This is a genomic window from Ralstonia chuxiongensis (assembly GCF_024158925.1).
Taxonomy (GTDB): domain Bacteria; phylum Pseudomonadota; class Gammaproteobacteria; order Burkholderiales; family Burkholderiaceae; genus Ralstonia; species Ralstonia chuxiongensis.
The window spans coordinates 1-18,043 of the sequence record NZ_JAMYWC010000005.1; the positions used below are offsets into that span (position 1 = coordinate 1).

General features: G+C 63.8%; 20 protein-coding genes and 3 pseudogenes. 15 read left to right on the top strand and 8 right to left on the bottom strand.

Annotated features, from left to right (window positions below; genetic code table 11):
* On the top strand, positions 1 to 212 hold a 212-nt coding region (locus NKG59_RS17115; protein WP_253539144.1), incomplete at its 5' end, for a porin.
* Here the strand turns inward: NKG59_RS17115 and NKG59_RS17120 are convergent.
* Complete coding sequence (locus tag NKG59_RS17120; RefSeq protein ID WP_253539147.1) at positions 200 to 412, bottom strand: hypothetical protein; 213 nt, start codon at positions 410 to 412, stop codon at positions 200 to 202. The genes NKG59_RS17115 and NKG59_RS17120 overlap by 13 nt on opposite strands.
* Before the next feature lie 89 nt (positions 413 to 501).
* Here NKG59_RS17120 and NKG59_RS17125 point away from each other — a divergent pair, with 89 nt between their 5' ends.
* Complete coding sequence (locus tag NKG59_RS17125; protein ID WP_253539150.1) at positions 502 to 1,890, top strand: L-cystine transporter; 1,389 nt, start codon at positions 502 to 504, stop codon at positions 1,888 to 1,890.
* 59 nt (positions 1,891 to 1,949) lie between these two features.
* Here NKG59_RS17125 and pcaQ read toward each other — a convergent pair whose 3' ends face one another.
* Positions 1,950 to 2,894 carry a pca operon transcription factor PcaQ gene (gene pcaQ, locus NKG59_RS17130; RefSeq protein WP_253539168.1) on the bottom strand — a complete coding sequence of 315 codons (945 nt, stop codon included), beginning with the start codon at positions 2,892 to 2,894 and terminating at the stop codon, positions 1,950 to 1,952.
* Between the two features lie 102 nt (positions 2,895 to 2,996).
* Here pcaQ and pcaH point away from each other — a divergent pair, with 102 nt between their 5' ends.
* From pcaH to thpR, 3 genes are all read left to right on the top strand, one after another.
* On the top strand, positions 2,997 to 3,746 hold the full coding sequence (gene pcaH / locus NKG59_RS17135; protein ID WP_253539171.1) for a protocatechuate 3,4-dioxygenase subunit beta: 750 nt from the start codon (positions 2,997 to 2,999) through the stop codon (positions 3,744 to 3,746).
* Positions 3,746 to 4,441 carry a protocatechuate 3,4-dioxygenase subunit alpha gene (pcaG, locus tag NKG59_RS17140; RefSeq protein WP_253539174.1) on the top strand — a complete coding sequence of 232 codons (696 nt, stop codon included), beginning with the start codon at positions 3,746 to 3,748 and terminating at the stop codon, positions 4,439 to 4,441. Before pcaH ends, pcaG begins: the two co-directional genes overlap by 1 nt.
* 145 nt (positions 4,442 to 4,586) lie before the next feature.
* Positions 4,587 to 5,171: an RNA 2',3'-cyclic phosphodiesterase gene (thpR, locus tag NKG59_RS17145; RefSeq protein ID WP_253539193.1), complete on the top strand. Its 585-nt coding sequence runs from the start codon at positions 4,587 to 4,589 to the stop codon at positions 5,169 to 5,171.
* An 11-nt stretch (positions 5,172 to 5,182) separates the two neighbouring features.
* Here thpR and NKG59_RS17150 read toward each other — a convergent pair whose 3' ends face one another.
* Entirely contained in the window at positions 5,183 to 5,884 is a 702-nt protein-coding gene (locus tag NKG59_RS17150; protein ID WP_253539196.1) for a DsbA family protein, read from the bottom strand.
* 25 nt (positions 5,885 to 5,909) lie between these two features.
* Positions 5,910 to 6,791, bottom strand: a complete 882-nt coding sequence (locus NKG59_RS17155; RefSeq protein WP_253539199.1) for an MBL fold metallo-hydrolase — start codon at positions 6,789 to 6,791, stop codon at positions 5,910 to 5,912.
* Positions 6,792 to 6,899: 108 nt separating this feature from the next.
* On the opposite strand from NKG59_RS17155, the pseudogene NKG59_RS26525 reads away from it, so the two are divergent.
* Positions 6,900 to 7,076 (top strand): annotated as a pseudogene (locus NKG59_RS26525) (helix-turn-helix domain-containing protein); the annotation flags it as partial.
* 144 nt (positions 7,077 to 7,220) lie between these two features.
* Positions 7,221 to 7,811, top strand: a pseudogene (locus tag NKG59_RS26530) (substrate binding domain-containing protein); the annotation flags it as partial.
* On the opposite strand, the gene NKG59_RS17165 reads toward NKG59_RS26530, so the two are convergent.
* From NKG59_RS17165 to NKG59_RS17180, 4 genes and pseudogenes are all read right to left on the bottom strand, one after another.
* Positions 7,804 to 9,018, bottom strand: a complete 1,215-nt coding sequence (locus NKG59_RS17165) for an MFS transporter (protein ID WP_253539205.1) — start codon at positions 9,016 to 9,018, stop codon at positions 7,804 to 7,806. The pseudogene NKG59_RS26530 and the gene NKG59_RS17165 overlap by 8 nt on opposite strands.
* Positions 9,019 to 9,047: 29 nt before the next feature.
* On the bottom strand, positions 9,048 to 9,875 hold the full coding sequence (locus NKG59_RS17170) for an isocitrate lyase/PEP mutase family protein (RefSeq protein ID WP_253539208.1): 828 nt from the start codon (positions 9,873 to 9,875) through the stop codon (positions 9,048 to 9,050).
* Positions 9,876 to 9,878: 3 nt separating this feature from the next.
* Positions 9,879 to 10,160: pseudogene (locus NKG59_RS17175) on the bottom strand (DsbA family protein); the annotation flags it as partial.
* Between the two features lie 7 nt (positions 10,161 to 10,167).
* Positions 10,168 to 11,112: a LysR substrate-binding domain-containing protein gene (locus NKG59_RS17180; RefSeq protein ID WP_253539211.1), complete on the bottom strand. Its 945-nt coding sequence runs from the start codon at positions 11,110 to 11,112 to the stop codon at positions 10,168 to 10,170.
* A gap of 149 nt (positions 11,113 to 11,261) precedes the next feature.
* Between NKG59_RS17180 and NKG59_RS17185 the strand changes: the two genes are divergently transcribed.
* The 8 genes from NKG59_RS17185 to NKG59_RS17215 all read left to right on the top strand — a co-directional run bounded on the left by NKG59_RS17185 (position 11,262) and on the right by NKG59_RS17215 (position 18,009).
* Complete coding sequence (locus tag NKG59_RS17185) at positions 11,262 to 12,479, top strand: MFS transporter (RefSeq protein WP_253539214.1); 1,218 nt, start codon at positions 11,262 to 11,264, stop codon at positions 12,477 to 12,479.
* Positions 12,476 to 12,604, top strand: coding sequence for a hypothetical protein (locus NKG59_RS26425; protein ID WP_301288186.1), 129 nt, complete (start codon positions 12,476 to 12,478; stop codon positions 12,602 to 12,604). Before NKG59_RS17185 ends, NKG59_RS26425 begins: the two co-directional genes overlap by 4 nt.
* Before the next feature lie 121 nt (positions 12,605 to 12,725).
* Positions 12,726 to 13,364, top strand: a complete 639-nt coding sequence (gene queE / locus NKG59_RS17190) for a 7-carboxy-7-deazaguanine synthase (protein WP_253539227.1) — start codon at positions 12,726 to 12,728, stop codon at positions 13,362 to 13,364.
* 78 nt (positions 13,365 to 13,442) lie between these two features.
* Positions 13,443 to 13,919, top strand: coding sequence for a 6-carboxytetrahydropterin synthase QueD (gene queD / locus NKG59_RS17195; RefSeq protein ID WP_253539229.1), 477 nt, complete (start codon positions 13,443 to 13,445; stop codon positions 13,917 to 13,919).
* Positions 13,920 to 13,938: 19 nt separating this feature from the next.
* Positions 13,939 to 14,487, top strand: coding sequence for a tRNA adenosine(34) deaminase TadA (gene tadA, locus NKG59_RS17200; protein ID WP_253539231.1), 549 nt, complete (start codon positions 13,939 to 13,941; stop codon positions 14,485 to 14,487).
* Positions 14,484 to 15,410, top strand: a complete 927-nt coding sequence (gene ldcA / locus NKG59_RS17205; protein WP_253539246.1) for a muramoyltetrapeptide carboxypeptidase — start codon at positions 14,484 to 14,486, stop codon at positions 15,408 to 15,410. The genes tadA and ldcA overlap by 4 nt, the downstream gene beginning before the upstream one ends.
* Positions 15,411 to 15,520: 110 nt before the next feature.
* Positions 15,521 to 17,143: an ABC-F family ATPase gene (locus NKG59_RS17210; protein ID WP_253539248.1), complete on the top strand. Its 1,623-nt coding sequence runs from the start codon at positions 15,521 to 15,523 to the stop codon at positions 17,141 to 17,143.
* Between the two features lie 242 nt (positions 17,144 to 17,385).
* Positions 17,386 to 18,009 carry a carboxymuconolactone decarboxylase family protein gene (locus NKG59_RS17215; RefSeq protein ID WP_315862605.1) on the top strand — a complete coding sequence of 208 codons (624 nt, stop codon included), beginning with the start codon at positions 17,386 to 17,388 and terminating at the stop codon, positions 18,007 to 18,009.
* Positions 18,010 to 18,043 lie beyond the last annotated feature (34 nt).

Here is an 18,043-nt window from a genome sequence, read left to right on the forward strand (position 1 = left end):
ATCGCGTCAACGTGAACCACGGCGGCGGCAACGCCAACCTGTTCATGGCGGGCGCGAACTACAACCTGTCCAAGCGCACGATGCTGTACGCGAGCGTCGGCACGGTGCAGAACAGCGCTACCGCCAATTTTTCGGTGGAAGCAACCAACAACAACCCGGCGGTGGGTAAGAACCAGCTGGGTGCGTACACCGGTATCGTTCACTCGTTCTGACTGAGCGTGACCTCCTGATCGCTCGGCTCCTTGTCAGCCCGCACTTGTGCGGGTTTTTTTTCGTTCTCGGAAAGCCATTCTTGTGCGGGGGAAATGGGGGTGGCGAGCGCCCGGGTTGGAGCATTTTTCATCACGGCGTGTGGAAGCGCTTCGGCCGTAAAGCGAATCCTGTGCTGGTTGTGCGGCGGATTGGTTGGCATTTGTGAGGCGATCCGTGCTCGGGCAGCCTTTGTGCAACAGGCGTAAGATTCCGGCTCGATTTCGAGCGCAACGTGCGACACAAAGGAACATGAACCTTCCGCTCTCACTGAATATCACGACTTTTGTCGTCCTCCTGTTCGCTCTGGGTCGCGTGAACGCGAGCTGGAGTCTGGCCAAACGTGTGCTGCTTGGCATGGTGCTGGGCATCGTTTTCGGCCTGGCGCTGCACCTCATCTATGGCGACGACAGCGCGACACTCAAGCAGTCGATCTCCTGGTTCAGCATCGTTGGCGGCGGCTATATCCAGCTGCTGCAGATGATCGTCATGCCGCTCGTGCTGGTGTCGGTGCTGAACTCGGTGGCCAAGCTCAACAGCACGGCGTCGCTGGGCAAGATCAGCGTGCTAACGATCGGCACGCTGCTGCTTACGACGTTGATTTCCGCGCTGGTCGGAGTGTTCGTCACCCACCTGTTTGGGCTGACTGCGCAAGGTCTGGTGCAAGGCGCGCAGGAAACCGCCCGGCTGACTGCCATCCAGGACAGCTATGTCGGCAAGGTGGCAGACCTCTCGGTGCCGCAGTTGGTGCAGTCCTTTATCCCGAAGAACCCGTTTGCCGAGCTGACCGGCGCCAAGCCGACGTCCATCATCGGCGTGGTGATCTTTGCGGCGTTCTTGGGTGTGGCGGCGTTGAACCTGCTCAAGGATGATGCTGTGAAAGGCGAGCGCGTGCTGACCGCCATCGACACCGCGCAGGCCTGGGTGATGAAGCTCGTGCGGCTTGTCATTCGCCTGACGCCTTATGGCGTGCTCGCGCTCATGACGAACGTGGTGGCTGTGTCCAACGTGCAGGACATCATCAAGCTAGGCGGTTTCGTGGTGGCGTCTTACCTGGGCCTGGCGATCATGTTTGGCGTGCATGCCGTGCTGCTTACGCTCAACGGCATCAATCCGCTTCGCTTCTTCCGCAAGGTCTGGCCGGCGCTGTCTTTCGCGTTCACGAGCCGATCGAGTGCAGCCACCATTCCGCTGAGCATCGAGGCGCAGACGCGGCGCATCGGCGTGCCGGAGTCGATCGCCAGCTTCGCCGCCTCGTTTGGCACCACCATTGGCCAGAACGGCTGCGCGGGCTTGTATCCGGCCATGCTGGCAGTCATGGTGGCGCCCACCGTCGGCATCAACCCGTTCGATCCGGTGTGGATTGCAACGCTGGTGGCAATCGTCACCCTCAGCTCGGTTGGCGTGGCAGGTGTGGGCGGTGGCGCCACTTTCGCGGCATTGATCGTGCTGCCGGCCATGGGCTTGCCGGTGACGCTCGTGGCGCTGCTGATTTCCATCGAGCCCCTGATCGACATGGGCCGTACCGCGCTCAACGTCAATGGCTCGATGACTGCTGGAACGATCACCAGCCAATTGCTCGGACAGACCGATCGCAGTGTCTTCGATGCTGCGGATGACGTGGAGATGGCGCACCGTTGATCTGCGCCTCGAAAGAAAGAATGCCGGCCATGGGGTCGGCATTTTTTTTGGGCGGCGGCTCAGTAGGGCGCTTGCGCCAGTTCGGTCAGCAGTTCCATGAACGCGCTGGCCAGTTCGCTTGGCGTGGCGTCGCTTCTGCGCAGCAGGCCGACGGGCTCTTTGGTGCTGGACGTGGTGATGTCCAGACGGGCAAGTTGCCCGTGCGCAAGGTCGTCGGCGGCGGAGCGCTCGGGCGTGATCCACACCGCGTTGGATCGACACGCCAGCAAGCGTGCGACGGACACCGAAAGCGTTTCCGTCACTCCCGCGGGCAAGCGCAACCCGTGCGTCTGGAACAGCGCCTCGGTGTGATGGCGCGGCACCGTTCCTGGCATGGCGATCACCAGCGGGTAATCCAGCACCGCCTGCAACGAGGCCGATGCGCCGGGCTGCGTCAACAGCGGATGCCCGGGCCGCACGACCAGCGCCAGCGGCTCGGCATATAGCAGTTCGAACGACAGCCCCTGCATGCGATCCGGCTCGGCCATGCGCCCGACGATGAAGTCGAGTTCGCCGGCCTTGAGCGCGGTCAGCAGTTCGACATTGGTGCCGGTACGCAAGCGCACGCCGGCATGCGGGCGCTGCGCGTGCAGATGTGCGATCGCCTGGGGCAGCAGGCTGCTCGCCACCGTCGGCAGGGCGCCCACATGCACGACTGGCGCGGAAGCATCCGTCGACCCCATCAGCGCGGCAGTGGCCGAATCAAGCGCCTGCGTCACGCCCACGGCGTGCCGGAGGAATTGCTCGCCGGCAGCGGTGAGCCGTGCACCTTGGCGGCCGCGCTCAACAAGTTGCACACCGGCCAGGGCTTCAAGCTCACCCAGCGTTTTCGATACCGCCGGCTGGCTCAAATGCAGCCGCTCGGCAGCGCGCCGCAGGTTGCGCTCCTGCGCGATGGCGACAAAGCAGCTCAGATGGCGAAAACGGATGCGGGATGGCAGGTCGGCCGAAATCACTCTTTCCATAACTTGGAGTTATCGATTTTCCGATAAGAAGTCAATTTACTTCACTTTTTGGCGGCGATACAGTCTTCCCACGATTTCATAAGTTCCATAAGGAGACGCCCCATGACCTTGCCGCTTTCCGGCACCGGCGAATTCGCCCAGCGTGACACCGCGCAGCATCCGCCCGCACTGACCCCCGGCTACAAGACCAGCGTGCTGCGCTCGCCGCGCAACGCGCTCATCTCCACGCTCAATACGCTGTCGGAGACCACCTCCCCGGTGTTCCACGCCGACGACCTGGGCGCGCTCGACAACGACCTCATCCTCAACTACGCCAAGGAAGGCCTGCCGATCGGCGAGCGCATCATCGTCCACGGCTACGTGCGCGACGAGTTCGGCCGCCCCGTGCCGAACGCGCTGGTGGAGGTGTGGCAGGCCAACGCCGGTGGGCGCTACCGCCACAGGAAAGACCAGTACATCGCGCCGATCGACCCGAACTTCGGCGGCTGCGGCCGCATGCTGACGGATGCCAACGGCTACTACGTCTATCGCACCATCAAGCCCGGCCCGTATCCGTGGCGTAACCGCATCAACGATTGGCGCCCGTCGCACATCCATTACTCGCTCTCCGGCGATGGCTGGGCGCAACGCCTGATCACGCAGATGTACTTCGAGGGCGATCCGATGATCGCGCAGTGCCCCATCATCAAAACCATCCCCAGCGAAGAGCAGGTGCGGGGCCTGATCGCGCTGCACGACACGGCAAACCACGTGCCGCTCGACAGCCGCTGCTATCGCTTCGACATCACGCTGCGCGGCCGCCGTGCCACGCATTTCGAGAACGCCGTGCCCGCACTGCAAGGAGCCAAGTGATGACCACGACCACACTGCGTGAATCGCTCGAACGTGCCCAGGCAACGGCCATGACGACAACGCCTCCGTTCGCGCATTTCAACGAAACCGCTTCGCAGACAGGCGGCCCGTATGTGCACATCGGCCTTGCACCGCGCCAGGCTGGCTTCGACATCTACGACAAGGAATTCGGCAGCGTACTGACCACGCCCGCCACGCGCGGCGAACGCATCGCGCTGGAAGGCCGGGTCTACGACGGCTCGGGCTCGCTCGTGCGTGATGTGCTGATCGAGATCTGGCAAGCCAACGCCGACGGCAAATACGCGCATCCAGCAGACCGGCAAGACAAAGCCGTCGACCCGGCATTCCGTGGTTGGGGGCGCGCCGGCGCGGATTTCGATACGGGCGTCTATCGTTTCGACACCATCAAGCCGGGCGCGGTGGCTGGCCGCAGCGCGTCGACGCAGGCACCGCACATCTGCATGATCCTGTTTGCACGCGGCATCAACCTCGGCCTGCATACCCGCGTGTACTTCAGCGATGAGGCCGCGGCCAATGGTGCGGACCCGGTGCTGAACGGCATTGAGTGGGAAGTGCGCCGCAAGACGCTGATTGCCCAGCGCAGCGAGCGTAACGGCGAGGTGGTCTACACCTTCGACGTGCGCCTGCAAGACACGCCGGATGGCGGCGCCGAGACGGTGTTCTTCGACATCTGATCGCTGCATCACATCTGGAAAGACTTCGCCCGGCAGGTTGTCACCGCCGGGCGTTGCTTTTGATGCGCTCAGCAGGACTTTCAGCGAGACGTCATGCGGGCGTCGATAATGGGTGAATCGCCAACCGGCGTTTGACGACCCTGCCGTGACCCAGCTCACTCTTCCCGGATTCGAAGCCACCCCGCAATTGCCCGCACATCGCCTGTTTCTGGCAATCAAGCCCGACGTGGAGACCGCAGGGCGCATTGCACGCCTGATCGACCAATTGCGGCCCGTGGTGGGTTTCAAAGGCAAGGCGCTGCGCACCGAGCGTCTGCATGTCACGCTGCATCATCTGGGCGATTTCGTTCATCTGCCGCCTGACGATATCGTGACGCGCGTGCGCGCAGCGGCAGACAGCCTGGCCTTGCCGGCATTCGATGCCACGTTCAACCAAGTGGTGAGCTTTCATGGCCGGCGAGATCACCGGCCGTTTGTTCTCTTGGGCGATGAAGGTGTGGCCGGTTTGACGGCGTTTCAGGCGGCGCTGGGCGAAGCGCTCCAACATGCCGCCGTGCCGGCGCCGCGTGGGGCGTTCAAACCTCACATCACGCTGCTGTATGACCGCGGCGGCTTTGCGCCAAAGGCAATCGAGCCCATCACGTGGACGGTGCGCGAGTTCGTTCTCATCCATAGCTGGCTGGGCAAGACGCGCTACGACGAACTTGCCCGCTGGCCGCTCAAGGGCTGAGCGCCACGCCGTTACGCGCAGCCGTCCGGCCCGCAGACGGGGCCATCAGCTTCGATCTTCGGGGCCGGGGAAGACGCGCCGATGTGCTGGGTTAGCGCTTGCGCCCAGTGCTCCGGGTTACCAAGCCACGGGCCGATATCGATGATGCCAAGCTTGCCTTGCGCATCTTCCAGCGCAAACGTCGGAAAACCCTGACCGCCAACACGATCGAGCCACTGCCGGCTTTGTGCGATGTGCTTCTGCGTCGGGCCGCCGGCTTGCTGCGCGTATTCCGCATCGAATGCTTCGGCCGATAGGCCGATCTCCGCTGCCAGCTCGCGTAATACAGGCACGTCGGCAATGCGTCGGCCTTCTTCGTAATGCGCGCGCTGGATGCGGTGGATCATGTCCAGCCCGCGGCCGCCAAGCGCTTGCGCGGCGAGCACGGCAGTAATGGGCGGCTCCGAATCCATCGTGGCAGTGGTGTCGCGCAACAAGCCTTCAAAGTAGGGCTCGCCAAAGGGCTGGCCAGTCAACTCTGCAATGCGGTGGTCGTGCGGCATCACGTAGTCGCGCCACTGAGGCGTTACTGCGCGGCGGTTGGGGCCGGCAAGCATGCCGCCGCCGTGGCAGGTGATCGTCAAGCCCGGCACGTTTCGCGCGGCTTGCACGAGCGGCGCGGCGCCGTAGCACCAGCCGCATAGCGGGTCGTAGATGTAATGCAGCGTCGTCATGTTGTTTTCCAGGTGACCGGCCGATTTACTGCGGCCACTTCATTTCGCCCTTGATGACCTTGGCGCTCAAGTCCAGCGATGCATCGCCGGCCAGCGTCGGGTACGCGGTCTTCATCGCCTTGACCAGCTCTGCCGAGTTGTCGGCCTTGGCGGCCTGTACTTCGAAGGTCTTCAGGTAATCCGCCGTAAAGCGCACCGCCTCCAGCCCCTTGGGCATCGCCCCGGTGAAGTGGCCCGGCACCACCGTCGTCGGCTTGAGCGCCGTGATGCTGTCGAGCGTCTGCAGCCAGCCCAGGCGCGATTCGCGCGTTTGCGTGTCGGCCACCCATACGTGACCGCCATTGAAGACCACCACGCCGCCGGCCACGGTCTTGATCGACGGAATCCACAGATACGTGCGTGCCGGATTCGGGCCGTTCAGGCCTTTGATCTCGATGGCGCGGCCCTCCAGCGTCAGGCGGTCGGCGCGCAGCGCCTCGGGCAGCACGAGCATCTTGGGCGCATTGTCTTTAAGGATCGGGCCCCAGTAGGCCAGCTTGCCGTCCATCGATGCTTTGATGGCAGCCACCGTTTGCGGCGTGGCCACGATCTTCGCCTTCGGGAATGCCGCGCGGATGACATCCAGCCCGAAGTAATAATCCGGATCGCTATGGCTGATATAGACGGTGGTGAGCGTCTTGCCGCTGGCCTTGAGTTTCTGCACGAGCGCTTCTGCGTCGCTGCGCTGGAATTGCGCGTCGATCAGGATGGCCTCATGTGCACCGGTGATGATTTCCGACGACACGGGGAAGATGCCTTTGTCGCCCGGGTTGTAGACCTCAAGATGCAGCGGCGCCGGTGCGGCAGCGTGGGCAATCAGGCCGGCGGTGGCAAGGGCGGCGGCAAGCAAGGTGCGAAGCAGGGGCATTGTTTTCTCCAGTTGCATGTGGTTGCAGCAATGTCGCCACTTTAGGTTGCTTGATTCGATCAAAAAACCACCTAAGATGCGCATATTTGTTTCGCCAATCGATCAAATATGGATCGCATCACGTCAGCCGAAGTATTTGTGGCGATCGTCGATCGCGGCAGCCTGAGCGCCGCCGCAGAAGGGCTCGACATGTCGCGCGCGATGGTCACGCGTTATCTGGCGCAGATGGAGGCGTGGTCCGGCGCGCGGCTGCTGCACCGAACCACGCGCCGCATCGGCCTGACGCCCGCCGGTGAAGCGACGCTCGCGCGCTGCCGCCAGATGCTGGAAATCGCCTCACAGATGGCTGTGGCGGATGGCCCCGAAGCCGATACGCCGCGCGGGCTCCTACGCATTGCCTGTGCGCAATCCCTGGCGCAGCAGACGTTGAGCACGGCGGTGACGGCCTACCTGCGGCGCTATCCGCACACGGCCGTCGATCTGGTGGTCGACAACCGCACCATCAATCTTGTGGAAGAGCGCATCGACCTGGCCGTGCGCATTACCAACGATCTTGACCCGAACCTGATTGCGCGGCCGCTGGGCACGTGTGAGTCCGTCGTGGTGGCGGCACCGTCGTACCTGGCCGCGCATGGCACACCGCGCCGCGTGGAGGATCTGGCTATTCACAACTGCCTGACGTATTCGTACTTTGGCAAAAGCCTGTGGAAGTTCACGGATGCGAAGACGGGCGCCCCGTCGGACGTGCCAGTGGGTGGCAATTTGAGTGCGAATGAGTCGATGGTGTTGCTGACAGCGGCACGAGAGGGCGCGGGCATTGCTTTACAGCCGGTGTTTGCTGCCGCGCCGATGATCGCCAGCGGGCAACTCGTGCGCCTGTTGCCTGAGCACGCGCCCCAGGCGCTGGGCATTCACGGCGTGTACAGCTCGCGCAGGCAGATGCCGGCGGCGCTGCGGGCCATGCTGGATTTTCTGGTGGGCTGGTTCAAGGTGCAGCCGAACGTCACGGGAGTCACGTGATCGGCCCGGAAGACTTTCCTCGTATTGCCAGCAGCCCCAACGCCAGCACGCAGAACACCGCTCCCGCGTGAAACGTTGCGGCTGCGCCCAGCTTGTCCCACAGCAGCCCGGCCAGAACGCTGGCGGCCAACATGGCCAGCCCACTTACCAGGTTGAACATGCCGTATGCGGTGCCACGCAAATCGGCCGGTGCAGTATCGGCGATCATGGTCGCCAGCAAGCCTTGCGTGATGCCCATATGCACGCCCCACAACGCCACGCCCACGACGACCACGCTCCAGTGAGCGGATAGACCAAGCACCACATCGGCGGCAATCAACACCACCAGCCCGAGCGCCAGCAGCTTCGTATGGCTCATGCGGTCTGAGAGCTTGCCGAACGGATACGCCGCCAGCGCATAGACGACGTTCATTGCCACCATGACCAGCGGCACCAGCGCGACGGGAATGCCGCCTTGCTGTGCACGCAGGACCAGGAAGGCCTCGGAAAAGCGTGCCAGGGTGAAGACCGCGCCGATCATCACCACCCACCAGTACGCGCCGTTCAGCCGCTGGAGGTTGTCGCGGCGGATGGGGTTGGTGCGGCGCGCGCCGTTGTGGGTCTCGGGCTCGCGCAGGCCAAACATCAGCAGCGCTACTGACAACAGCGCCGGCACGACGGCCACCCAGAACACGGCGCGAAAATCATCAGCCCACAGCAGCATCAGCCCGACGGCCAGAAGTGGCCCCAGAAACGCGCCCACGGTATCGAGCGCTTGCCGCAACCCGAAGGCCGCGCCGCGCAGCGCAGGCGGGGCAATGTCGGCGACCAGCGCATCGCGCGGCGCCCCGCGGATGCCTTTGCCGAGACGGTCCACCAGGCGCGCTGTCAGCACAACGCCGGCCGTGGGCGCCATGGCGAACAGCGGCTTGGACAGCGCCCCCAGCGCATAGCCGAACGCCGCTAGGCCCTTGCGCCTGCCGAGGTAGTCGCTCAGCGTGCCGGAGAAGATCTTGACGATGAGCGCCGTCGATTCCCCCAGACCTTCGATCAAGCCGACCGACAAGGCGCTTGCCCCCAGCACCGACACCATGAACAGCGGCAGCAGGCTGTGGATCATCTCGGAAGCGATGTCCATCAGCAGGCTGACGCAGCCGAGCACCCAGATGCCGGCGGGAATCTGGCGCAGGCCGCCGGGCGGCTTTACATCGGTTGGGGAGGATGGCATGGCGGGTTGCGTTGGCTTGGTCGCGCGGGTCAGGCGAACGGCGCAAAGAGGCTGTTGAGATGGGCCCCGCTGGCGGCATCGCGTGCAAAGTTGAACGTGCCGGCGGTACGCAGTTCTTCCGCCGCACGCTGGAACGCGCCCATGGCCACGCGCATCAACGTGGCGCCCACACTGATGCGCTTGACGCCCAATTCAGTCAACTCGGCCACGCTCAGGTTGCCGTCGGCAAAGCCCATCAGCACATTGAGCGGGCGATCGATCTCGCGCAGCACCGTGGCAATCTCGTCGCGCGTTTTCAGGCCCGGAGCGTAGAGCACGTCGGCGCCAGCGTCCTGGAAGGCTTGCAGGCGGCGGATCGTATCGGCCAGGTCGTTGCGGCCGTGCAGGTGGTTTTCAGCGCGCGCGGTCAGCGTGAACGGAAACGGCAGAGAGCGTGCAGCCTCCACCGCGGCACGCACGCGTTCCACCGAAGCTTCCAGCGAATAGATGGGCGCATCAGCGCGGCCCGTGGCGTCTTCAATCGAGCCGCCGACGATGCCGGTGGCGCCTGCCAGACGGATCGTCTCCGCCACGGTTTCCGGGGCGTCGCCAAAGCCGTTTTCCAGATCGGCAGCCATGGGCACATCCGTGGCGGCGGCCAAATCGGCCACATGCGCGAGGATGGTGTCGCGGCCCACGCCATAGTCCGGCAGCCCGCGCGAAAACGCGAAGCCTGCGCTGGTGCTGGTCAATGCCTCGAAGCCGAGCGATGCCAGCAGCCGGGCCGAGCCCCGGTCCCACGGGTTGGGGATCACGAAGGTGCCGCTGCGTTCGTGCAGCGCGCGGAAGGCGTGGGCTTTTTCGATCTGGGTCGGCATGGGCTATCCGGTGTGAAGTGGAGGGGGGCAGGACTGCAATGCTGCGGCACAGGCGAGCGCATCGTCCAGGCGGTCATTGCCCCAGAACATCGCGTCGCTGACAAAGAACGTGGGAGCGCCAAAGATGCCACGAATCTGCGCGGCGTGCGTTTGCTCGCGCAGGCGCGGCTTGCTGGCGTCGGACTGCGCCTGCGCGAGGATCGCGTCGGCAGGCAAGCCGAGCGCCGTCAGTTCTTTGGCCAAAGCCTTGGGCGTGTGGATGTCGCGGTCCTGGGCGAAATTGCGCGGCGTGTCACGCAAGTTCGGATGCGCCCGGCGCATGCGTGGCCTGGGTTGTCGCTTCCGAGCAGATCCACGCGGCCACATCGCGCACGTCGCGGCGCGGGTTCGGCTCGGATTGGATCAGCCAATACGCATGCGTGTTGCGCACCCCAGGCGCAATGGTCGGTACGGTGACCAAGCGGCCGTCGGCCAGCAGCGGGGCGATCAGTTCCAGGCGCCCGAGCGCGATCCCCTGGCCGGCCACCGCCGCATGGATGATCTGGTCGTGCTGGTTGAAGCGCAGGACGGTGCGCGGTTTGGCGTGGCTCCAGCCCGCTGCAGCGAGCCAGTCTGTCCACTGGAGCCACGGGCGGCGCAGGTCACGGTCGTCAAAGTCGAGCAGCGTCAGGCCGCCAAGCGCCTCGGCGGAATCCAGCGAGCGCAGCCCCAGCGACGGATGCGCGACCGGTGCAACGGTCTCCCCAAACAGCCGGATGGCGCCGGGCGGTGCATCGCCCGGTGGGCAATACCGGATGGCGAGTTCGATGCCTTGGTTCCTCAGGTCGACGAGGCGATTGTTGGTGGCTACGCGCACGTCGATGTCGGGGTACTGCAGTTGGAAGCGCGCCAAGCGCGGCAGCAACCACAAGCCTGTGACGCCGATGCTCGCCGTGATCGTCACCGGCCGACGTTCGGCCGCCACGCGGATGGCGCCAATGGCGTCCTGCAACTGCTGCACGGCACTGTCGGCGCTGCGGAACAGGCGTTCACCCTCGGGCGTAAACGCGATCGAACGGTGCCCGCGCACCAGCAGCTTCACACCCAGCGCCTCTTCCAGCGCCGACACCTGCCGGCTCACGGCGGATTGCGTCAGGCACAGATCATCGGCCGCGAGCGTGATGCTCATGCGCCTGCCCACCGCCACGAAACCGCGCAGCAAGTCCAGGGAGGCCAACCGAACCAGGGGAGTCGACATGCGTTTTCCTCATGCAAGGCGTTCTCAAAGGTCAGTTGAGAACCCGGATATGGCGAAGTTTAATAAGCCATCAAGCGACATTCCAGCCAAATGCATATTCAGCACGCTTGCGAAGTGGGAATGTCACTCACACCGGAGAAAAAACGCTCATGACATCGAAATCTCTCACCCAATCGCCCTGGTTGCCGGTACTGGCCGGCGGGGCGGTGATCGGCCTTGCGCTGGGCATCCGCCACGTGCAAGGCCTCTTCCTCGTGCCGATCACCATGGGGCACGGCTGGACACGCGAAACCTTTGGCCTGGCGATCGCGTTGCAAAACCTCATCTGGGGCGCGGCACAGCCATTTGCGGGCATGCTGGCCGACCGCTACGGGGCCGCCAAAGTGGTAGTCGCGGGCATCGTGGTGTATGCGCTTGGTTTGCTGCTGATGGCACATGCGAATACGCCGCTGAGCTTCACGCTGTCGGCGGGCGGGCTGATCGGGCTCGGGTTGTCAGGCACGTCGTTCGGCGTGGTGTATGGCGCAATCAGCCGATTGACGCCGCCTGAGCGGCGCAGCTGGGCGCTGGGCGTGGCCGGTGCGGTGGGCGGTGTCGGCCAGTTCGTGATGGTGCCGACCGCACAGGGCTTGTTGAGCACGGTCGGCTGGGTGACGGCGCTTGTGGTCATGGCGGTGGTCATGGCCATCTTCTTGCCGCTTGCCGCGCCGTTGCGCGAAAAAACGTCTACTGCTGCCGCACAGGAAGCGCACCAGAGCATGGGTTCGGCCATTCGCGAGGCCTTTGCCCACCGCGGATTCTGGCTGCTGAATCTCGGTTTTCTGACGTGCGGATTCCAGCTCGCCTTTATCGGTGCGCACATGCCGGCGTACCTGCTCGACAAAGGGCTCACCGGCCGACACGGCATGGTCGCGCTGGCGCTGATCGCTGCCGCCAACATCGTCGGCACGTATTACTGCGGCGCGTTGGGCGGGCTGTTCCGGCGCAAGTATCTGCTGTCGTTGCTGTACCTGATTCGCACGGCGGCGATTGCGCTGTTCATCCTGCTGCCGCTGTCGCAGGCAACGTTGTATGCGTTTGCCATCGTGATGGGCTTGTTGTGGCTGGGCACGGTGCCGCTGACGAACGGGCTGCTGTCGCAGGTGTTTGGGGTGCGCTATATCGGCACGCTGTTCGGCTTCGTGTTCCTTGGCCACCAGATTGGCGCGTTCCTGGGCGTGTGGTTGGGCGGCGTGGTGTACGACCACCTGCATTCTTACGACGCGATCTGGTTTGGTGCGATGGCGCTCGGCGTGGTGGCCGCGCTGCTGCATTGGCCGATCGATGATCGCCAACTCGCGCGCACGCCGCTGGCGCAACCGGCATGAACGCGCGACTGAAACGATGGGCGGCATGGGCGCTGGCGGCGGCCGGCGGCGCCTTCATTTTTGCGACATGGCTGACGCCAGAGGGCGCTTTTTCCTTTGTGACGCTGGCGTCCTTCTGCGGGTAGAGCGGCGTAACAGCCCAATTTGTGAAACAATGTCGGGTTAATCACTAGTGGGCACTGGTACGGTTTGCGCGGGAATGACGTCGATTTTGCGGCGTTCTCCTGTGAATGCCACCGTTCAGACATGACTTACGCCGTTAAGGAAATTTTCTACACGCTGCAAGGCGAAGGTGCCAACACCGGCCGTGCAGCTGTCTTCTGCCGCTTTGCCGGCTGCAATCTCTGGAGTGGGCGCGAAGCCGATCGCGCTACTGCCGTCTGCCAATTCTGTGACACCGACTTCGTCGGTACGGACGGCACACAAGGCGGCAAATACGCCACTGCCAACGCACTCGCCGATACCGTTGCCGCCGAATGGCCGGCCAACGCCGCGGGCGGCAAGCCGCTCGTCATCTGTACCGGCGGCGAGCCGCTGCTGCAACTCGACAAGCCTCTGATCGACGCGCTGCACGCACGCGGCTTCGAAATCGCCATCGAGACCAACGGCACCATCGCCGTGCCGGAGGGCATCGACTGGGTGTGCGTGAGCCCCAAGATGGGCTCCGAACTCGTTGTCACGCGCGGCGACGAGCTGAAGGTGGTGATTCCGCAAGACGGACAGGACCTCGACGCATACGAACGGCTGGATTTCCAGCATTTCTTCCTGCAGGCCATGGACGGCCCGCTTGCCCGGCAGAATACGGCGCTCGCCGTTGAGCTGTGCCAGCGCCGACCGCGCTGGCGCCTGTCGCTGCAAACCCATAAGATGCTGGGCATCCGCTAAGGCGGGCCGCAGCACTTTGTCTCCGGTTTTCTGCCGGTTCCAGCCGTTTCGCGGCGCCTGCTGCCGCCACCTTGTTCCATGACCAAGACCGTTTCCATCACGCGCCGGCTCGAATTCGATGCCGGCCACCGCATCCCGAGCCATGCCGGCCAGTGCCGCAATCTGCATGGGCATCGCTACCAGCTCGAACTCACGCTCACCGGCGAAGTCCTGCACAACGACAAGGCTGCCGACGACGGCATGATCCTCGACTTCGGCGACGTCAAGCAGCTCGCTAACAAGCACCTCGTCGATCTGTGGGACCACGCCTTCCTCGTCTATCGCGGCGATACCAAGCTGGTCGAGTTCCTGAACGATATGGAAGGCGGTCATAAGACCGTCGTGCTGAACGACGTGCCCACCGTCGAGAACCTCGCGCAGATTGCGTTCGACATTCTCGAGCCGGTGTTTCGCAACACATTTGGGCACCATCTGCGCCTGTCCAAGCTCGTGCTGTACGAAACCCCGAATTGCTGGGCCGACGTGAAACTCGCGCGCCCGCACGAGCAGGATTGATTCGACAGCGCCGGATCGCATGACCACACCGCATGTCCTCACCCCGCCCGCCGACATGTCCGCCCATGAGCGCGACGGCTACTGGATGCAGCAGGCGCTCGTACAGGCCAAGTTCGCGTGGGGGCAGGGCGAGGTGCCAGTGGGAGCCGTGGTCGTGCGTGGCAACGAAATCGTCGGCGTCGGCTACAACGCCCCGATTGGCACGCATGACCCATCCGCGCATGCCGAGATGCGCGCCCTGCGCCAGGCCGCAGAGAACCTCGGCAACTATCGCCTGCCCGATTGCGAAGTCTTCGTGACGCTGGAGCCGTGCGTGATGTGCGCCGGCGCCATGCTGCATGCCCGCGTGGCGCGCGTCGTGTATGGCGCGCCCGACCCCAAAACGGGTGCCGCCGGCAGCATCCTCGACCTGTTTGCCGAGACGCGGCTGAACCACCAGACCACCATCGCCGGCAGCGTGCTCGCGCAGGAATGCGGCGACATGCTGCGCGCATTTTTTGCCGAGCGCCGCGCGAGCCAGAAGGCCGCACGCCTGGCGTCCACCGAACCCGACGAATCCGCCACATGACCACTGTCCGCCTGATTGCGCCTTCCGGTTATCCGAACGATGCGGCCATTGCCGAGCGCGGCGTGGCGGCGTTGGAAGCGCAGGGCTGCACGGTCGTCAACCTTGAATGCCTGAGCCGGCAGCATCAGCGTTTTGCCGGTGGCGAACTTGCGCGGTTGGCTGACCTGCACCAGATCGGCACGGGTACTGACCAGGAAATCGCCATGGCCATCCGCGGCGGTTACGGCCTCACGCGCTTGCTGGACCATATCGACTTCATCGACATCGGTCGTCGCGCGCAGGCGACGGACGCCATCATTGTGGGCCACAGCGATTTCACCGTGTTCTCGCTGGCGTACCTGGCGGCCACGGGCGGCGTAACGTTTGCCGGCCCGCACGTGTGTTCGGACTTCGGGCTGGAAAACATCGACCCATTCATGGTCGAGCACTTCTGGGGCATTTTGCGCAGCCCGACCTATGCGTTGCGCGTGGATGTGCCGCAACCGAATGGTTGCGCACGGCCTGGCCGCTACGCTGGCACGCTCTGGGGCGGCAACCTGGCCATGCTGTGCAGCCTCATCGGCACGCCGTATCTGCCGGATATCCGCGACGGCGTCCTGTTTGTTGAAGACATCAACGAACATCCGTACCGCGTGGAACGCATGCTGCTGCAGTTACAGCAAGCCGGCGTGCTGGAGACGCAGCAGGCGCTGGTGCTGGGCGACTTCTCCGGCTATCGCACCACGTCGTACGACGCCGGCTACGATTTCGACGCCATGCGCGATTACCTGGCCGAACGCCTGTCGATTCCGGTCGTCACAGGCTTGCCGTTCGGCCATTGCCCGACCAAGGCGACGCTGCCGATTGGCGCACAGGCCAATCTGGATGTCGACGCCACGGGCTTTACGCTGCACTTGTCGGGGTATCCGACACTGAAGGCATAGCCCCCGGCCATCCCGGTCACGTCCGGGTGGTAAAATCTCCGGTTCCCCAAATGGCGAACGGCTAAGTGCTTGCCGCGTCAGATCACTGCTTTCCAAATCAAGGTTTCCACGTGCTTTCCACCGCCAACATCACCATGCAGTTCGGGCCCAAGCCCTTGTTCGAGAACATCTCGGTCAAGTTTGGCGAGGGCAATCGCTATGGCCTGATCGGCGCCAACGGCTGTGGCAAGTCGACCTTCATGAAGATCCTGGGCGGCGATCTGGAGCCGAGCGGCGGAAACGTGATGCTGGAGCCGGGCGTGCGCTTGGGCAAGCTGCGTCAGGACCAGTTCGCCTATGAAGACATGCGCGTGCTGGACGTGGTGATGATGGGCCACACCGAAATGTGGGCCGCCGCGCAGGAGCGCGATGCCATCTACGCCAACCCGGAAGCGACCGACGACGATTACATGAAGGCCGCCGACCTGGAGGCCAAGTACGCCGAATACGACGGCTACACCGCCGAAGCGCGTGCGGGTGAACTGCTGATGGGCGTCGGCATCTCGACCAGCCAGCATCAGGGCCCGATGAGAGACGTTGCTCCCGGTTGGAAGCTGCGTGTGCTGCTGGCGCAGGCGCTGTTCTCGAACCCGGACGTGCTGCTGCTGGACGAGCCGACCAACAACCTCGACATCAACACGATCCGCTGGCTGGAATCGGTGCTCAACGAGCGCAATTCCACCATGATCATCATTTCCCACGATCGCCACTTCCTGAACTCGGTCTGCACGCACATGGCCGACATGGACTACGGCACGCTCAAGGTCTACCCGGGCAATTACGACGACTACATGGAAGCCTCCATGCAGGCGCGTGAACGCCTGCAGGCCGCCAACGCGCGGGCCAAGGAACGCATCTCCGACCTGCAGGACTTCGTGCGCCGCTTCTCGGCCAACAAGTCCAAGGCTCGCCAGGCCACGTCGCGCCTGAAGATGATCGACAAGATCAAGGTGGAAGACATCAAGCCGTCGTCGCGCCAGAACCCCTTCGTCCGTTTCGAGATGGAGAAGAAGCTGCACAACCTGGCGGTGGAAACCGATAATGCACGCAAGACGTACGACCGCAAGATTTTCGATGGCCTGACCATGGCCGTGCGCGCGGGCGAGCGGATTGCCATCATCGGTGAGAACGGTGCGGGCAAGACCACGCTGCTGCGCTGCCTGCTGAACGGCGCCGTGAAGACCGGCGTACAGCGCGGCATCGAGGTCGACGGTGGCGCCGTCAAGTGGGCCGAGAACGCCAATGTCGGCTACATGCCGCAAGACACCTACGAAGAATTCCCCGAAGACCGCGACCTGATGGACTGGATGAGCCAGTGGACGCAAGCCGGTGACGATGACCAATCGCTGCGTGGCACGATGGGCCGCCTGCTGTTCTCGGCTGACGACATCAAGAAGAGCGTGAAGGTGCTTTCCGGTGGCGAGAAGGGCCGCATGATCTGGGGCAAGCTGATGCTGGGCCGTCACAACGTTCTGGCACTCGACGAGCCGACCAACCACATGGACATGGAATCCATTGAGTCGCTGCAGATCGCGCTGGACAAGTACGAAGGCACGTTGATCTTCGTGTCGCATGACCGCGAGTTGATTAGCGCCCTGGCCACGCGCGTAATCGAAGTGCGCCCGGACGGCACGCTGACCGATTACCTTGGCACCTACGACGAATACCTGCAGAGCCAGGGCGTCGAAGTCTGAGCGCTGATCCTCTGACGTGATCAAGGGGCCGCCGATGTGCGGCCTCTTTTTTTTTCGGCCGGCTTTGCAAGGCGAACACGCGTTGTCCGATCTTGATCGGCGCTTCGCGTGCCGCTCGCCAAGGCTGCGTTGACAGTACCTCCTCCCGATCCCAGAATGCCTTGGCCGAACGCCGCACCTGCATCCCTGCCGTTGCGTTCAGCGCCAGCAAAGAACAATCAAAACATATGAGGAGACTCACGTTGAAAAACGTACTGACATTGCTGTCGACAGCCGCACTGGTGCTGATGACGTCTGCACACGCTGCCGAGCGCCTGCCAACCATTCCGCCGGACAAATACGACGTCGAACAGGCCAAGGCAGCGCAAGACTTTCAGGCTGCGCGCAAGGTGCCTGTATTCGGGCCGTTCGAGCCCCTGATGCATAGCCCGGAGGTGATGAGCCAGACCCGGGCCATGGGCGACTATCTGCGATATCACTCCGCCATCGGCAACACGCTGAGCGAATTGGTCATCCTCATCACTGCGCGGGAGTGGAGCCAGGATTACGAGTGGTACGTGCACCATCCGATCGCCCTGAAGGCGGGCATCAAGCCCAGTATTGCCGATGCGATTGCCGATGGCCGCCGCCCCACCGGGATGAGTGATGACGAGGAGATCGTCTATGACTTCACGACCGAACTGATCCGCAACAAGCGCGTGGCCGACGGGACCTATGCCAGGGCGGAAAAGCGGTTCGGCAATAAGGGCATCGTAGACATGACCGGTATCTGCGGTTACTACACGCTGCTCGCCATGGAAATGAACGTGGCGCAGTATCCGGTGCCGAAAAATACCGCCAAGCTCGCGCGTTTCCCGGAGCACTGACCGCCGTGCAGCCGAGCGAGGACTACGCATCAGC

Coding starts and splice junctions, on each gene's coding strand:
- NKG59_RS17165 (WP_253539205.1), bottom strand. CDS start 9,018: ATGCCATCCTCCCCAACCGATGTAAAGCCGCCCGGCGGCCTGCGCCAG.
- NKG59_RS17170 (WP_253539208.1), bottom strand. CDS start 9,875: ATGCCGACCCAGATCGAAAAAGCCCACGCCTTCCGCGCGCTGCACGAA.
- ldcA (WP_253539246.1), top strand. CDS start 14,484: ATGACCACTGTCCGCCTGATTGCGCCTTCCGGTTATCCGAACGATGCG.
- pcaH (WP_253539171.1), top strand. CDS start 2,997: ATGACCTTGCCGCTTTCCGGCACCGGCGAATTCGCCCAGCGTGACACC.
- tadA (WP_253539231.1), top strand. CDS start 13,939: ATGACCACACCGCATGTCCTCACCCCGCCCGCCGACATGTCCGCCCAT.
- pcaG (WP_253539174.1), top strand. CDS start 3,746: ATGACCACGACCACACTGCGTGAATCGCTCGAACGTGCCCAGGCAACG.
- queE (WP_253539227.1), top strand. CDS start 12,726: ATGACTTACGCCGTTAAGGAAATTTTCTACACGCTGCAAGGCGAAGGT.
- NKG59_RS17150 (WP_253539196.1), bottom strand. CDS start 5,884: ATGACGACGCTGCATTACATCTACGACCCGCTATGCGGCTGGTGCTAC.
- NKG59_RS17155 (WP_253539199.1), bottom strand. CDS start 6,791: ATGCCCCTGCTTCGCACCTTGCTTGCCGCCGCCCTTGCCACCGCCGGC.
- NKG59_RS26425 (WP_301288186.1), top strand. CDS start 12,476: ATGAACGCGCGACTGAAACGATGGGCGGCATGGGCGCTGGCGGCGGCC.
- NKG59_RS17120 (WP_253539147.1), bottom strand. CDS start 412: ATGCCAACCAATCCGCCGCACAACCAGCACAGGATTCGCTTTACGGCC.
- pcaQ (WP_253539168.1), bottom strand. CDS start 2,894: ATGGAAAGAGTGATTTCGGCCGACCTGCCATCCCGCATCCGTTTTCGC.
- NKG59_RS17125 (WP_253539150.1), top strand. CDS start 502: ATGAACCTTCCGCTCTCACTGAATATCACGACTTTTGTCGTCCTCCTG.
- queD (WP_253539229.1), top strand. CDS start 13,443: ATGACCAAGACCGTTTCCATCACGCGCCGGCTCGAATTCGATGCCGGC.
- NKG59_RS17180 (WP_253539211.1), bottom strand. CDS start 11,112: ATGTCGACTCCCCTGGTTCGGTTGGCCTCCCTGGACTTGCTGCGCGGT.
- NKG59_RS17185 (WP_253539214.1), top strand. CDS start 11,262: ATGACATCGAAATCTCTCACCCAATCGCCCTGGTTGCCGGTACTGGCC.